General features: G+C 76.0%; 13 protein-coding genes. 5 read left to right on the top strand and 8 right to left on the bottom strand.

Annotated features, from left to right (window positions below; genetic code table 11):
* Positions 1 to 2: 2 nt before the first annotated feature.
* Positions 3 to 416, top strand: a complete 414-nt coding sequence (locus ACI8AA_RS13035) for a hypothetical protein (RefSeq protein WP_457044833.1) — start codon at positions 3 to 5, stop codon at positions 414 to 416.
* Here ACI8AA_RS13035 and ACI8AA_RS13030 read toward each other — a convergent pair.
* The gene (locus tag ACI8AA_RS13030) at positions 404 to 1,675 is read right to left on the bottom strand and encodes a M18 family aminopeptidase (protein ID WP_457044832.1); all 1,272 of its coding nucleotides are present in this window, start codon (positions 1,673 to 1,675) and stop codon (positions 404 to 406) included. The genes ACI8AA_RS13035 and ACI8AA_RS13030 overlap by 13 nt on opposite strands.
* A gap of 81 nt (positions 1,676 to 1,756) precedes the next feature.
* On the opposite strand from ACI8AA_RS13030, the gene argG reads away from it, so the two are divergent.
* Positions 1,757 to 3,205, top strand: a complete 1,449-nt coding sequence (gene argG / locus ACI8AA_RS13025; RefSeq protein WP_457044831.1) for an argininosuccinate synthase — start codon at positions 1,757 to 1,759, stop codon at positions 3,203 to 3,205.
* A 76-nt stretch (positions 3,206 to 3,281) separates the two neighbouring features.
* Here the strand turns inward: argG and ACI8AA_RS13020 are convergent, their stop codons facing one another.
* On the bottom strand, positions 3,282 to 3,674 hold the full coding sequence (locus tag ACI8AA_RS13020) for a VOC family protein (protein ID WP_457044830.1): 393 nt from the start codon (positions 3,672 to 3,674) through the stop codon (positions 3,282 to 3,284).
* 22 nt (positions 3,675 to 3,696) lie between these two features.
* Here ACI8AA_RS13020 and ACI8AA_RS13015 point away from each other — a divergent pair, with 22 nt between their 5' ends.
* Complete coding sequence (locus ACI8AA_RS13015) at positions 3,697 to 4,590, top strand: pentapeptide repeat-containing protein (protein WP_457044829.1); 894 nt, start codon at positions 3,697 to 3,699, stop codon at positions 4,588 to 4,590.
* On the opposite strand, the gene ACI8AA_RS13010 is transcribed toward ACI8AA_RS13015, so the two are convergent.
* From ACI8AA_RS13010 to ACI8AA_RS12995, 4 genes are read right to left on the bottom strand one after another with little or no spacing between them, the layout of a single operon-like run.
* On the bottom strand, positions 4,523 to 4,969 hold the full coding sequence (locus ACI8AA_RS13010) for a hypothetical protein (RefSeq protein ID WP_457044828.1): 447 nt from the start codon (positions 4,967 to 4,969) through the stop codon (positions 4,523 to 4,525). The genes ACI8AA_RS13015 and ACI8AA_RS13010 overlap by 68 nt on opposite strands.
* A 38-nt stretch (positions 4,970 to 5,007) precedes the next feature.
* Positions 5,008 to 5,406: a hypothetical protein gene (locus tag ACI8AA_RS13005; protein ID WP_457044827.1), complete on the bottom strand. Its 399-nt coding sequence runs from the start codon at positions 5,404 to 5,406 to the stop codon at positions 5,008 to 5,010.
* Entirely contained in the window at positions 5,403 to 6,812 is a 1,410-nt protein-coding gene (gene pntB, locus ACI8AA_RS13000; protein ID WP_457044826.1) for a Re/Si-specific NAD(P)(+) transhydrogenase subunit beta, read from the bottom strand. Before pntB ends, ACI8AA_RS13005 begins: the two co-directional genes overlap by 4 nt.
* Positions 6,813 to 6,826: 14 nt before the next feature.
* On the bottom strand, positions 6,827 to 8,356 hold the full coding sequence (locus ACI8AA_RS12995) for a Re/Si-specific NAD(P)(+) transhydrogenase subunit alpha (RefSeq protein ID WP_457044825.1): 1,530 nt from the start codon (positions 8,354 to 8,356) through the stop codon (positions 6,827 to 6,829).
* Between the two features lie 299 nt (positions 8,357 to 8,655).
* On the opposite strand from ACI8AA_RS12995, the gene ACI8AA_RS12990 reads away from it, so the two are divergent.
* Together ACI8AA_RS12990 and ACI8AA_RS12985 are read left to right on the top strand one after the other, a co-directional pair.
* Positions 8,656 to 10,719: a putative bifunctional diguanylate cyclase/phosphodiesterase gene (locus ACI8AA_RS12990; RefSeq protein WP_457044824.1), complete on the top strand. Its 2,064-nt coding sequence runs from the start codon at positions 8,656 to 8,658 to the stop codon at positions 10,717 to 10,719.
* A gap of 5 nt (positions 10,720 to 10,724) precedes the next feature.
* Positions 10,725 to 11,537, top strand: coding sequence for an HDOD domain-containing protein (locus ACI8AA_RS12985; protein ID WP_457044886.1), 813 nt, complete (start codon positions 10,725 to 10,727; stop codon positions 11,535 to 11,537).
* Here ACI8AA_RS12985 and ACI8AA_RS12980 read toward each other — a convergent pair.
* Positions 11,534 to 12,781, bottom strand: coding sequence for a serine hydrolase domain-containing protein (locus ACI8AA_RS12980; RefSeq protein WP_457044823.1), 1,248 nt, complete (start codon positions 12,779 to 12,781; stop codon positions 11,534 to 11,536). The genes ACI8AA_RS12985 and ACI8AA_RS12980 overlap by 4 nt on opposite strands.
* A 90-nt stretch (positions 12,782 to 12,871) precedes the next feature.
* Positions 12,872 to 14,026 (bottom strand): acyl-CoA dehydrogenase family protein, encoded by a 1,155-nt coding sequence (locus ACI8AA_RS12975; RefSeq protein ID WP_457044822.1) that lies wholly within the window; start codon positions 14,024 to 14,026, stop codon positions 12,872 to 12,874.
* Positions 14,027 to 14,033 lie beyond the last annotated feature (7 nt).

The raw sequence follows: 14,033 nt of genomic DNA, 5'->3' as shown, positions 1-14,033 counted from the left end.
GCGTGAGCGAGTCCGAGGACAGGCCCCGCGACGGCGGGCTGGTGGCGCGGTCGGTCGAGGAGTTCGTGGCGCAGCTGCGCGGCTTCACCGACCGGGCCACCCGGCTGGCCGCCGGCGCCGTCCCGTCGGGGTTCTCCCTGCCGCGGCTGCCCTCGCCGCCCGGGGCGATGTCGGCGGCGCAGGTGCGGTCGATCGCGGCGTCGGTGCGGGCGCAGCGGCAGCTCGTCGAGGGCCTGATGGGGCAGCTGCAGGCCTTCGACGAGCAGCTCGCGGTCTTCGAGCGGATCCTCGAGCCGCTCGTCGAGTGGAGCGGCACGTGGGCGCGGCTGGAGGAGTCCCTCGCCGACGTCCTCCGCCGCTCCCCGGCCGACCGCCCTCCCGGCGGACAGGAACCGCCGCCCGCTCAGTCCTCGTAGCAGGCGGTCAGCGCGGCCACCGTCGACGGGACGTCCAGCGCCGAGGCGAGCTCGCGGCAGGAGTGCATGGCCAGCATCGGCGCGCCGACGTCGACGGTCGCCACGCCCAGCCGGGTGGCGGTCAGCGGGCCGATCGTCGAGCCGCAGGGCAGGTCGGCGCGGGACACGAAGTACTGCACCGGCACCCCGGCCTCGGCGCACCGCTCGGCGAACCAGCCGCCGCCGGCCGCGTCGGTGGCGTAGGCCTGGTTGGCGTTGACCTTCAGCACCGGGCCGCCGCCGAGCTGCGGGGCGTGCGCGGGCTCGTGCCGGTCGTAGCGGGTCGGGTGGACGGCGTGCGCCATGTCCGCCGAGACCAGCCGGGACCGCGCGAGCGCCCGGGGCAGCGCCTGCGGGTCCCCGGGGTCGGTGACGGCGACCAGCCGGCGGACGACGTCCTCCAGGAAGCTGCCCCGCGCCCCCGACATCGAGCCGCTGCCCACCTCCTCGTGGTCGTTGGCGACCAGCACCTGGGTGCGCGCGCCGGGCGCCGCGCCGACCAGCGCGGTGACGCCGGCGTGGCAGCTGGCCAGGTTGTCCAGCCGCGGCGCGGCGACCCACGTGCCGTCGGCACCGGCGGGGGCCGCGGGCTGGGTGTCGGCCAGCACCAGGTCGTGCCCGACGACGTCGCCGGGGGTGGCGCCGGCGGCCGCGGCGAGCGCCGCGGTGAGCCCCGGCTCGGTGTCCAGGTCCCGCGACCAGACCGGGACCAGGTGGCGCTGCGGGTCCAGCGTCAGCCCCTCGCGAACGCTCCGGTCGAGGTGGATGGCCAGCGACGGCAGCCGCAGCGGGGCGCCGTCGAGCCGGACCAGCGCGGTGCGGCCACCGCGCAGCGCCACCCGCCCGGCCACGGTGAGCTCCCGGTCCAGCCAGGTGTGCCACAGCCCGCCGCCGTACGGCTCGACGCCGACCAGCCGGTACCCGGCCTGCCGGACGTCGGACCGCGGGCGGACCGTGAACGTGGGGGAGTCGGTGTGCGCGCCGACCAGCCGCATCCCGGCGTCGGCGAGCGGGGCGCTGCCCAGCCGGAACGCGACGAGGCTGCCGTGCCGCACCACGACGTGCGCCGCGCCGGGGGCGAGCTGCCACGCGTCGGCCTCGGCCAGCTCGGTGAACCCGGCGGCGGTCAGCCGGCGGGTGAGCTCGGCCACGGCGTGGAACCGGGAGGGGGAGGCGTCGACGAGAGCGCGCAGGTCGTCACCCAGGGAGAGGTCCGGCACTCCTGCGATCCTGCCCCACGGGCCCGGGCGCCCGACCCCCCGCCCGTGAATGGTCATGCGTGGTCGTGCATAATCTCTCTCGTGTCCAAGGTGCTCACGTCCCTGCCCGTCGGCGAACGCGTCGGGATCGCCTTCTCCGGTGGTCTCGACACCTCCGTGGCGGTCGCCTGGATGCGCGACCGGGGCGCGGTCCCCTGCACGTACACCGCGAACATCGGGCAGTACGACGAGCCCGACATCGCCTCGGTGCCCGGCCGGGCCACCGCCTACGGCGCGGAGATCGCCCGGCTGGTCGACTGCCGGGAGGCGCTGGTCGAGGAGGGCCTGGCGGCCCTGACCTGCGGCGCGTTCCACATCCGCTCCGGCGGGCGCAGCTACTTCAACACCACCCCGCTGGGCCGCGCGGTCACCGGCACCCTGCTGGTGCGCGCCATGCTCGAGGACGACGTCCAGATCTGGGGCGACGGCTCGACGTTCAAGGGCAACGACATCGAGCGGTTCTACCGGTACGGCCTGCTGGCCAACCCGTCGCTGCGGATCTACAAGCCGTGGCTGGACGCCCGGTTCGTCGAGGAGCTCGGCGGCCGCAAGGAGATGTCGGAGTGGCTGACCGCGCACGGCCTGCCCTACCGGGACAGCGCGGAGAAGGCCTACTCCACCGACGCCAACATCTGGGGCGCCACCCACGAGGCCAAGCGGCTGGAGCACCTCGACGCGAGCATCGAGATCGTCGAGCCGATCATGGGCGTCCGGTTCTGGGACCCCGCCGTCGAGATCGAGACCGAGGACGTGACGATCGGCTTCGCCAACGGGCGGCCGGTCTCGGTCAACGGCAAGGAGTACGCCTCCGCCGTCGACCTGGTGCTCGAGGTGAACGCGATCGGCGGCCGGCACGGGCTGGGCATGTCCGACCAGATCGAGAACCGGGTCATCGAGGCCAAGAGCCGCGGCATCTACGAGGCGCCGGGCATGGCGCTGCTGCACGCCGCCTACGAGCGGCTGGTCAACGCCATCCACAACGAGGACACCCTCGCCACCTACCACACCGAGGGCCGGCGGCTGGGCCGGCTCATGTACGAGGGCCGGTGGCTGGACCCCCAGGCGCTCATGCTGCGGGAGTCGCTGCAGCGCTGGGTCGGCATGGCCGTCACCGGGGAGGTCACGTTGCGGCTGCGGCGCGGCGAGGACTGGTCGGTCGTCGACACCACCGGCCCGGCGTTCAGCTACCACCCGGACAAGCTGTCGATGGAGCGCACCGAGGACCCCGCGTTCGGGCCCACGGACCGGATCGGCCAGCTGACCATGCGCAACCTCGACATCGCCGACTCCCGCGCCAAGCTCGAGCAGTACGCGCGGCTGGGCATGGTCGGCGGCGGAGCGGAGCCGGCCGTGATCGGCGCCGCGCAGGCGGCCGCCACCGGGCTCATCGACCGGATGACCGAGGGCGGCGCGCGGGCGATCGCCGGCCGGACCACCCCGGTCGACGACGAGCTGCTCGACCGCGCCGCGATGGAGTCCGGCACCGACTGACGAAGGACCCTCCTGCCCCCACCCCTCGCTGGCGCACGGCGCGGGCCCCTGCAGGAGGGCCGTTCCGGTCCGACGGTCAGCCGGGCGGTCGGACGTCGACCCGGAGCGGGTGGTCGGCGGGGACCTCGACGAGCACGAGCGCGACGCCGTCGGGGTCCTCGACCGTCGCCTCCAGCAGCCCCCACGGCTTGCGCTCCGGCTCCGCGGCGACGGGGACGCCGGCCGTGGCCAGCCGCGCGACCTCGGCGGCCAGGTCGCGCACCTGCACCCACAGCGCCAGCCCGCGCGGGCGCCCGTCGGCCCGCCCGGACACCTCGAGCAGGCCGTTGCCGAGGAAGAAGACGACGCCGCGGTGCCCCGGCGGGCCGAACTCGCGGTACACGGCCAGCCCGAGGACGTCGCGGTAGAAGGCCTGCGAGCGCCCGGTGTCGGTGGGCCGCAGGAGCACGCGGCTGCTCAGCACGTCCATGCCCGCGACATACCCTCGGCCGGTGACCCCTCCCGCCCCGCCGGCGGTGGCCCCCGCCGACCGGCGGCGGGACCTGGCCGCCGACTGCTCGTCCTGCGCCGGCCTGTGCTGCGTGCTCCCCGCGTTCGCCGCCTCGGCCGACTTCGCGATCGACAAGCCGGCCGGCCGCGCCTGCGTCCACCTCACCGCCGACGCCCGCTGCGGCATCCACGCCGACCTGCGGCAGCGCGGCTTCCCCGGCTGCACGGTCTTCGACTGCTTCGGCGCCGGCCAGCGGCTGGTGCGGGCCGCGGCCGTCGAGGACCCGGCCGCCGACCCCGACGTCGCGGCGGCGTTCCCCGTCCTGCGGCAGCTGCACGAGCTGCTCTGGTACCTCACCGAGGCGGCCGCGCTGCCGCTGCCGGCCGGCCTGCACGAGGAGGTCACGAGCGCCTTCGACCGCACGGAGCGACTGGCCGCAGGCTCACCGGCCGAGCTGGCAGCGGTCGACGCCGGAGCGGTCCGCGCCGAGGCGGGGGAGCTGCTGGGCCGGGTCAGCGCCGCCGTCCGCACCGGCGGGAGGGACCGGCGCGGCGCCGACCTCGTGGGCGCCGACCTGCGGCGGACCGACCTGCGCCGGGTGAGCCTGCGCGGCGCCTACCTGATCGGCGCGGACCTGCGCGGCGCCGACCTCACCGGCACCGACCTGCTCGGCGCGGACCTGCGCGCGGCCGACCTGCGCGGCGCCGACCTCACCGGCGCGCTGTTCCTCACCCGCCCGCAGGTGGCCGCCGCCCGCGGCGACGGCGGCACCCGGCTGCCCGCCGTCCTCGAGCGCCCGCCGCACTGGGCGGCGGGCGCACCGGACGTCAGCCGGCCGCGTCCGCGTCGTCGGGGCGGTCGTCGGGGCGGCCGCGGCGGCGCAGCAGGCCGGTGACCCCGGCGACCCGCGACTGCGCCTGACGCAGCGTCGCGATCATCGGCATCAGGTCCTCGTCGATGGTGCGGATGATGTCCGGCACCGCCTCGACGGCGGGGTCGTCGAGCACCCGCCCGACCCGCTCCAGCCCCGGCTTGAGCGCCCGCACCGGCTCCTCCAGCTCGCCGACCAGCCCCTCCAGCCGCTCGGCCGTGCGCTGCGCCGACGCGATGGCCGACGTCGCCGTCGAGGTCGCGGCGATGAGCTCCCGGACGGCGGCGTTCAGGTCGGTCAGCGTGCGCGGCAGCTGGGCCAGCGCCTCGGTCTGCGTCTGCAGGAGCCCGAGCAGCTCCGTGAGGCCGGGGATCTTCGGCATGCCGAGGCGGAAGGGGTCCACGTGGTCCACCGTCGCTCCCGTGCCGACCGCGCCGCAACTCAGCCCGGCAGCACCTCGCGCCAGCGCCGCCCGGCCGCGCGGCCGTCGCGGACGTCGGCCAGCCCGCGCAGCGCGTCGAGGTCGGCCAGCACGTGCGGAGGCAGCGTCCCGGTGAGGACCCCGACGGTGCCCACCGACGACGCCAGCATCGACGGCTGCGGCGGCGGCATGCCGTTGGGCCGGACGAACGTGACCTTCCACCGCTGCCCGGCCGCGGTCAGCTGCAGCCCGCCGCCGAACCACCACCACGGCCAGGACACGTCGGTGACCGCGCCCAGCGGCACGTCGAACACCGGGGTGTCGCTGACGAACGCCAGCCCCCGCCCGTCGGTGGCCAGGAAGCCCGGCACGTTGCGCAGCCCGCCGATCAGCCACGCCGGGCTGACGAGCACGCTCACAGCGCCCGCAGGATGTCCTCGACCCGCTCGCGCGCGTCGCCGAACAGCATCCGGGTGTTCTCGCGGAAGAACAGCGGGTTCTGCACGCCGGCGTAGCCGGTGCTCATCGACCGCTTGAACACGACGACGTGCTCGGCCTCCCACACGTGCAGCACCGGCATGCCGGCGATCGGGCTGCCCGGGTCCTCGGCCGCGGCCGGGTTCACCGTGTCGTTGGCGCCGATGACCAGCACGACCGACGTCTTCGGGAAGTCGTCGTTGATCTCGTCCATCTCCAGGACGACGTCGTAGGGCACCTTCGCCTCGGCCAGCAGCACGTTCATGTGCCCGGGCAGCCGCCCGGCGACCGGGTGGATGCCGAAGCGCACCGGCACGCCCTTGTCCGTCAGAGTGCGGGTGAGGTCGGCGACGGCGTTCTGCGCGTGCGCGACCGCCATGCCGTAGCCGGGGGTGATGACGACGCTGTCGGCGTCGCGCAGCAACTGTGCGACCTCCTCGGCGGTGGTCTCGGTGTGCTCGCCCTCGACCGCGCCGGACCCGGTGGTGCTGCCCTCGTTGCCGAAGCCGCCGGCGATGACGGAGATGAAGGAGCGGTTCATCGCCTGGCACATGATGTAGGAGAGGTAGGCACCCGAGGAGCCGACCAGCGCGCCGGTGATGATCAGCAGGTCGTTGTCGAGCAGGAAGCCCGACGCCGCGGCCGCCCAGCCGGAGTAGCTGTTGAGCATCGACACGACGACCGGCATGTCGCCGCCGCCGATCGAGGCGACCAGGTGCCAGCCCAGCGCCAGCGCCAGCACGGTGACCGCGGCGAGCACACCCAGGCTCGGCGAGACGACGAAGACGACGGTGAGGACGGCGAACGCCGCGAGCGCGCCGAGGTTCAGCGCGTTCTTGCCCGGTAGCACCAGCGGGTTGCTCCTGATCCGGGCCGACAGCTTGAGGAACGCGACGATCGAGCCGGTGAAGGTGACCGCGCCGATGAAGACGCCGATCGCCACCTCGGCGGAGTGGATGCCCACCGGCAGGCCCAGCTCCTCGGCCTCCCCGGCCGGCGCCCCCTCGACCGAGAGGTAGCCGTTCCAGCCGACGAGCACCGCGGCCAGGCCGACGAAGCTGTGCAGCAGCGCGATGAGCTCGGGCATGCCGGTCATCTCGACGATGCGCGCCCGCCACAGGCCGATGGCCGCGCCGAGGGCCATGGCGACGGCGATCAGCCCGACGGCGAGCGCGTCGCCGTCGTGCCAGGCCAGCCCGACGGTGGCGACCAGGGCGATGGCCATGCCGGCGATGCCGTAGGCGTTGCCGGCCTTGGCGGTCTCGTGCTTCGACAGGCCGGCCAGGCTCAGGACGAACAGCAGGCCGGCGACGATGTAGGCCGCGGACGCGGCGCTGGTGGCGGTCATGGCGGTCATGGCGGTCAGGCCCTCCGGAACATGCCGAGCATGCGGCGGGTCACCGCGAAGCCGCCGAACACGTTGATGCTGGCCAGCAGGACGGCGAGGAACGCGAGCACGGTGACCACGGTGCTGACGTGGCCCAGTTGCAGCAGGGCGCCGACCACGATGATCCCGGAGATGGCGTTGGTGACGCTCATCAGCGGGGTGTGCAGCGCGTGGTGCACGTGCCCGATGACGTAGAAGCCGACGACGACGGCGAGGGCGAACACCGTCAGGTTGCCGATCAGCTGGTCGGGGGAGAAGGCGGCCAGCAGGAACAGCAGCGCGGCGGCCAGGCCCACCAGCGCGGCCCGCCGCTGGGGCGGGGGCGCCTCCTTCCCCGGTGGCGGCAGCGGCGCCGGTGGCGGTGCGGCGGCGGCCGGGGCGGCGGAGACCTGCACCGGCGGCGGGGGCCACAGCAGCTCGCCGTCGCGGGTCACGGTCATCGCCCGCTGGACGACGTCGTCCGTGTCGAGGACCAGCCGCCCGTCCTTGCCGGGGGTGAGCAGCGTGAGCAGGTTGACCAGGTTGGTGGCGAACAGCTGGGAGGACTGCGCCGGCAGCCGGGCCGGCAGGTCGGTGTAGCCGATGATCGTGACGCCGTTCGGCGTCACCACGACCTCGTCGGGCACCGAGCCGGCGACGTTGCCGCCCTGCGCGGCGGCCATGTCCACGACCACCGAGCCCGGCTTCATGCTCGCCACCATGTCCTCGGTGAGCAGCCGGGGGGCCGGGCGGCCGGGGATGAGCGCGGTGGTGATGACGACGTCGACGTCGCGGGCCTGCTCGGCGTACATGACCGCGGCGCGGGCGTCGAAGTCCTCGGACGTGACCGTGGCGTAGCCGGTGCCGCTGGCCTGGGCCTCGGTCTCGTCGGCCGGGACGCCGACGTACTCGCCGCCCAGCGAGCGCACCTGCTCGGCGACCTCGGGCCGGACGTCGGTGGCCCGCACGATCGCGCCCAGGCTGCTCGCCGCGCCGACGGCGGCCAGTCCCGCGACGCCGGCACCGGCCACGAAGACCTTCGCCGGCGGCACCTTGCCCGCCGCGGTGACCTGCCCGGTGAAGAACCGGCCGAAGGCGTGCGCGGCCTCGACGACGGCCCGGTAGCCGGCGATGTTGGCCATCGAGGACAGCACGTCCAGCGACTGCGCGCGGGAGATGCGGGGGACGGCGTCCACGGCCAGGGCGGTGACCCCGCGGGCGGTGAGCGCGGCGAGCAGCTCGGGCGCCAGCGCGGGGGACAGCAGGCTGACCAGCACCGCGTCCGGGCGCAGCCGGGCGACCTCGTCGAGCGTCGGGGCGTTGACGTGCAGGACGACGTCGGCACCCCACGCCTCGGCCGCCGACCCGATCCGCGCGCCGGCGGCGACGTAGGCCTCGTCGGGGGAGCTCGCGGCCTCCCCGGCGCCGGCCTGGACGAGGACCTCGTGGCCGAGGGCGCACAGCCGGCCGACGCTCACGGGCGTCGCGGCCACCCGCGTCTCGTTCCGCCGGGTCTCTGCGGGCACACCGATGAGCACGCGCACTCCAACGACAGCTCGGGCCGGCGTCGTTGCCGGCGGGCCTGGGTGGTGCTGCGGGGGAGGCGGGCTCTGCCACCCCGGGGCTGCATCGTGACAGGCACACCCGGCATCCCTAACCCCCCGGGACCCGATCGTGACGCGGATCGCAGGCGCCCCGGCCCCACCCCTCCGGGTGAGGGGACGGCGGCCCCGGCTGGAGTCCGGCCCCGCGGGTGCCGAGGCAGCGGGGGCGTCCCCGTGCGGGGACGCCGACCACGCAGGCCGCCGCAGCCAGGAGGACGCCCGTGCCCGCCAGCCCGCCCGTGACGGGTCCGGCCGGTGCCGTGACCCCCGAGGTGGTGGCCGCGGTCTTCTCCGCCGCGGCCGGCGGCCAGGGGACCGCCCTGCTCGTGGCCGAGACCGTCGGCGGGACGCCGCGGGTCACCTGGGCGAGCGAGGGCGCCGTCCGGCTGCTCGGCCCCGCCCCGGAGGACCTGGCCGGGCGGCCGGTCGCGGACCTGGTCCCCACGCTCGCCGCCGGCGAGCTCCCGCTGCTGCTGCGCCGCGAGCACACCTCCCGGCTGGCCCTGCAGGTCCGCACCGCGGACGGCGGCCTGACCGACGCCGTCGTGCGCGCGACCCCCGCGCCGGCCGGGGACGCCTGGACGCTGGCGATCACGCCCGGCGCCGGGGACGCCGACCGGGTGTCGCGGGCCACCGCCGACGCCGCCGAGCGCCGCTTCGCCACCCTGAGCGAGCGGTCGCCGGTCCCCACCCTGCTGTCCGAGCAGGGGATGCGCCTGGCGCACGTCAACGACGCGTTCTGCCGGCTGACCGGGCGGCCCGCGGAGGACCTGCTGGGCACCGGCTGGACCGGCTGCGTGCACGGGGACGACCTGGGCGCCGTCGTCGAGGTCGTCGCCGGCGTCCTCGAGGGCGGCGACGGCGAGGTGCGGGCGCGCGTGGTGCGCCCGGACGGCACCGAGCGGGCCACCGTGCTGCGCTTCGGCCACGTCTTCACCCCGGGCGCGGGCGCGGGCTTCCTCGGCACCGTCGAGGACGTCACCGACCGGATGGCCTTCGAGGCGCGGCTGGCCCACCAGGCCCAGCACGACCCGCTGACCGGCCTGCCCAACCGCACGCTGCTCGACCAGCACCTGGCCGGCCGGTTCACCGCCGGGGGCCGCGGGCTGGCCTGCCTGTTCCTGGACCTCGACGACTTCAAGGTGGTCAACGACTCCCTCGGCCACGAGGCCGGCGACGAGCTGCTGGTGGAGGTGGCCGGGCGGCTGCGCGCCACGGTCCGCCCCGGCGACCTGGTCGCCCGCTTCGGCGGGGACGAGTTCGTCGTCGTCTGCGAGGACGTCGACGAGGCCGACGCCGCCGCGCTGGCCGAGCGCATCGTCGCCGCGCTCGCGGTGCCGGTGCACCTGGCCGGCGTGCGGTTCCGGCCGCACTGCAGCGTCGGCGTCACCGTTCAGGCCCCCGAGCACGCGGACGCCGCGGACCTGGTCCGCGACTGCGACATCGCCATGTACCAGGCGAAGGCCGGCGGCAAGGGCCGGGTGCGGGTGCTGGACCGCGCCGGCCGCGCCGAGGCGCGCGACAAGCTGCGGCTGGTCGCCGACCTGCGCGACGCGATCGAGCGGCGGCGGATCGGCCTGCACTACCAGCCCATCGTCTCCGCCACCGACGGCGCGCTGGAGGCCGTCGAGGCGCTGGCCCGCTGGGTGCACCCCGAGCGCGGCCCGATCAGCCCGGCGACGTTCGTGCCGCTGGCTGAGGAGAGCGGGCTGGTGGGCGCGCTCGGGCTGCTGGTGCTCGACGAGGCCTGCCGCCAGGTGGCCGAGTGGGACCGCGCGCTCGGCGCGGCCGCGCCGCCCCAGGTCAACGTCAACGTCTCGGCGCTGCAGCTCGACGCCGGCCTGCCCGGCGAGGTGGTCGCCGCCCTGGACCGGCACGGCGTCGCCCCGGCCCGGCTGTCGATCGAGATCACCGAGTCCGCGCTCATGACCGACCCCGTCGCCGCCCGCGCGCTGCTGCAGCAGCTGCGCGACCTCGGGGTGGCGCTGGCGATCGACGACTTCGGCACCGGCTACTCGTCGCTGGCCTACCTGCGCCACCTGCCGGTCGACTGCCTCAAGGTGGACCGGTCCTTCGTCGCCGAGCTCGCCGACGGGCACGTGGAGATCGCCAGCGCGGTCATCGCGCTGGCCCGCAGCCTGGGGCTGTCCACCGTCGCCGAGGGCGTGGCCACCCCCGCCCAGGCCGTGGCGCTGCGCCAGCTCGGGGCCACCTACCTGCAGGGCTTCTCCCTGGCCGAGCCGATGGACGGCGCGGCGGTCGCCGCCTGGGTGGGTGCCCGGTGACCGCGATGCCCCTGTCCCGCTCGGCGGTGGACCTGGACCGGCTGCTCGCCGGCATCGACACCATGGCCGCGCAGCGCCCGGTCGCCGCGCAGGTGGTGGCCGTCGCCAACACCGAGGACGCCAGCGCCCGCACCCTCGCCGACGTCCTCGCCGCCGACGTCGCCCTGGCCGGCCGGGTGATGAAGCTGGCCAACTCGGCCTACTTCGGCATGAGCGGGCGGGCGACGACGCTGCAGTTCGCCGTCACCGTCGTCGGCTTCACCGCGGTGCGCACCATGGCGACGGTCGCGCTGACCTGCCTGGACGACGAGTCGCAGCTGCCCGAGCGGTTCTGGGAGACCAGCACCGGCATCGCGCTGGCCGCCTCCGCGCTGGCGCCGCGCTTCGGGAGCCGGCCGCAGGACGCGCTGTGCCTCGGGCTGCTCGCCCAGGTCGGCGTGGCGCTGCTGCACGCCGACGACCCCGAGGGCTACCGGGAGCTGGCCGCCGCGCAGCGCCCGTTCGCCGCCCGGCGGACCGCGGAGGTGTGCCGGTACGGCATCTCCGCGCTCCGGCTGTCCGCGGTGGCGCTGGAGCAGTGGGGCTTCCCGCCGGCGATGGCCGCCCCGCTGGCCGCCGTCGACGACCCCGCCTCCGCCGAGGGCACCCTGCTGCGGATCGCGTTCGAGCTCGGCGCCCGCTACGCCGACCCGGAGCACGTGCCGGTGCCGGTCGAGCGGCTCAGCGGCGGGCTGCTGCGCGAGGACGGCGTCGCCGCGGTGCTCGACCAGGTGCGCGTCGACGCCGACGACCTGCGCCGCGCCGTCGTCGGCGACTAACCCACCCGGTCCGCGACGTCGCGGAGCACCGCCGGCCAGTCCTCGACGCCCTCCTCGCGGCCGAGCCGGACCACGACGACGTCGGTGGCCGGGTCGACGTAGACGTACTGGCCCTTGTTGCCGCGGGCGTAGAACCGTCCCTCGCGCTCGGTGTCGACCCACCACCAGTACTGGTAGTGCTCGGCCGGGTCGGCGGAGGTGTCCCGGGCGGTGGCCTCGGCGACCCACGCGGCGGGGACCACCTGCCGGTCGCCGGCGCGGCCCTCCCGGGCGAACAGCAGGCCGAACCGGGCCCAGTCCCGCGCGAGGGCGTTGAACCCGCTCTCCAGTTTCGGGAACCCGCTGGCCGCGCTGTCGGCGCTCCAGCTCGCGTCGGCCTCGGCGCCCATCGGGCCCCACAGCGCCTCCGCGGCGAACTCCTCGACCGGCCGGCCGACGGCCCGCTCCAGCACCAGGCCCACCAGCAGCGGGTTGTAGTTGCAGTACAGCCACTCCCGCCCCGGCTCCTGCGCGACCTCGGCCGACAGGGCCAGCCGCCGCAGGTCGACGTCGTAGTAGGTGAGCGCGTCGTCGCTCCAGGGCAGGCCCTGCTCCTCGTAGGACAGGCCCGACGACATGGTCACCAGGTGCCGCAGCGTGATGGCGCCGAAGCGCGGGTCGCGGTCGAGCAGCTCGGGGACGTAGTCGGTGACCGGGTCGTCCAGGCCGCCGATCGCGCCGCGGTCGATCGCCAGGCCGACCAGCGTGGACAGCACCGACTTGGCCACCGAGAACGACGTCATCGGCGTCTCCCGGGAGCCGCCGGCGCCGTACCGCTCGAGCAGCACCTCGTCGCCGCGCAGCACGACGAAGCCCGTCGTCCGCGTGCGGTCCAGCAGCGCGGCGAGGTCCTCGGTGCCGCCGCCGGGGACGGTCACCTCGTCGAGCACGCCGCCGGGCAGGGAGCCGGCGGTCAGCGGCAGCGGGGTGTCCCCGGCCGGGACCGGCAGCTCGGGGAAGCGGAGCCGGTCGTCGACGTCGGCGTCCATCCACACGAGCGCGCGGGCGATGCCGGAGGAGCCCAGGGACGCCCGCGCCCACACCTGCAGCCCGCCCGCGGCGACGGCCAGCCAGACGAGGACGGCGACCAGGACGGCGGCGACCCGGCCGGCGCGGCGACCCCGGGTGCGCCGGCGGACCAGCCGCGCCGCGGCCCAGGCGAGGACCGTGGCGAGCACGGCGGGGAGCAGGAGCCAGGCGAGCACCCGCCGGACCCTAGGTGGTCGGCCGCCGGGAACGGCGACGGCCGGCGCCCCCGGCAGAGGGGACGCCGGCCGTCGCCGTGGTGCGGTCGCTCAGGCGCCGGTGTAGGGCGCGCCGAGCGGGTCGACGGTCGGGTACGAGTCGACCGCCGCGGCCAGCCGGTCGGCGGCCCAGTCGCCGTCGCCGAGCAGGTGGTCGATCGCGGTCAGCCGGCTGGTGTAGTGGCCGACCGAGTACTCCGCGGTGACGCCGATGCCGCCGTGCAGCTGGATGGCCTCCTTGCCGACGTGCCGGCCGGCGCGGCTGGTCTGCAGCCGGGCGCGGTCGGCGGCGGTGACGACGTCGCCGCCGGTGTCGGCCACCATGCTCGCCCACAGCGCGGTGCTGCGGGCCAGCTCCAGGGACACGTACATGTCCGCCGCGCGGAAGGTCAGCGCCTGGAAGCGGTTGAGCGTGACGCCGAACTGCTTGCGGGTCCTCAGGTACTCCGCGGTCGTCTTCAGCGCGGTGTCCATCGCCCCGACGGCCTCGGCGCTGTAGGCGATCCGGGCCAGGGCCTGCGCGCGCTCGACGTCGGCGGTGCGGTCCGCGGTGCCCTCGCCGAGCAGCTCGGCGGGGGTGCCGTCGAGGGTGACGTTGGCCGCGCGGGTGCCGTCGTGGGTGCGGTAGCCGGTGCGGGTCAGGCCCTCGGCGTCGCCCTGGACGAGGAAGAGGGCGGTGCCGCCCTCGGTCACCGCGCTGACCACGAGGACGTCGGCGCGGGCGCCGTTCGGCACCGGCTCCTTGACGCCGGTCAGCCGCCAGGTGCCGCCGTCCTGCGTGGCGGTGACGGCCGCCGCCGCGGGGCTCCACCGGGTGCCGGGCTCGGCGTGCGCGAACGCGAGCACGCCGGCGCCCTCGGACAGCGGCCCGAGGACCGCCGCCCGCTGCTGCGCGGTGCCCACGGCGGCGACGAGGCCACCGGCCAGGACCACGGCCTCGACGAACGGCTCGGGCGCGAGCACCCGGCCGATCTCCTCGGCGACGAGGGCCACCTCGATCGGGCCGGCGCCCATGCCGCCGTCCTCCTCGGCGAAGGGCAGCCCGAGGACGCCCATCTCGGCCAGCTGCGCCCAGGTCTTCTCGTCGAAGCCGGGGTCGGTGGCGACCACCTGGCGGCGCCGCTCGTTGTCGCCGTAGGCGCGGCCCAGCAGGCCCGCGACGGCCTCGCGGAGGTCGTTCTGCTCGCTGTCGTACTGGAAGTCCACTGCTAGC

This window comes from Geodermatophilus sp. SYSU D01180 (assembly GCF_054050415.1).
The sequence above is the reverse complement of the archived record's forward strand: the minus strand, read 5'-3'. Positions and strand labels throughout refer to the sequence as shown.

Excerpts from the sequence above, each read along its gene's own strand:
- ACI8AA_RS13020 (WP_457044830.1), bottom strand. The coding sequence starts at position 3,674 with ATGGACGTGCTGAGCAGCCGCGTGCTCCTGCGGCCCACCGACACCGGG.
- pntB (WP_457044826.1), bottom strand. The coding sequence starts at position 6,812 with ATGACCGCCACCAGCGCCGCGTCCGCGGCCTACATCGTCGCCGGCCTG.
- ACI8AA_RS12985 (WP_457044886.1), top strand. The coding sequence starts at position 10,725 with ATGCCCCTGTCCCGCTCGGCGGTGGACCTGGACCGGCTGCTCGCCGGC.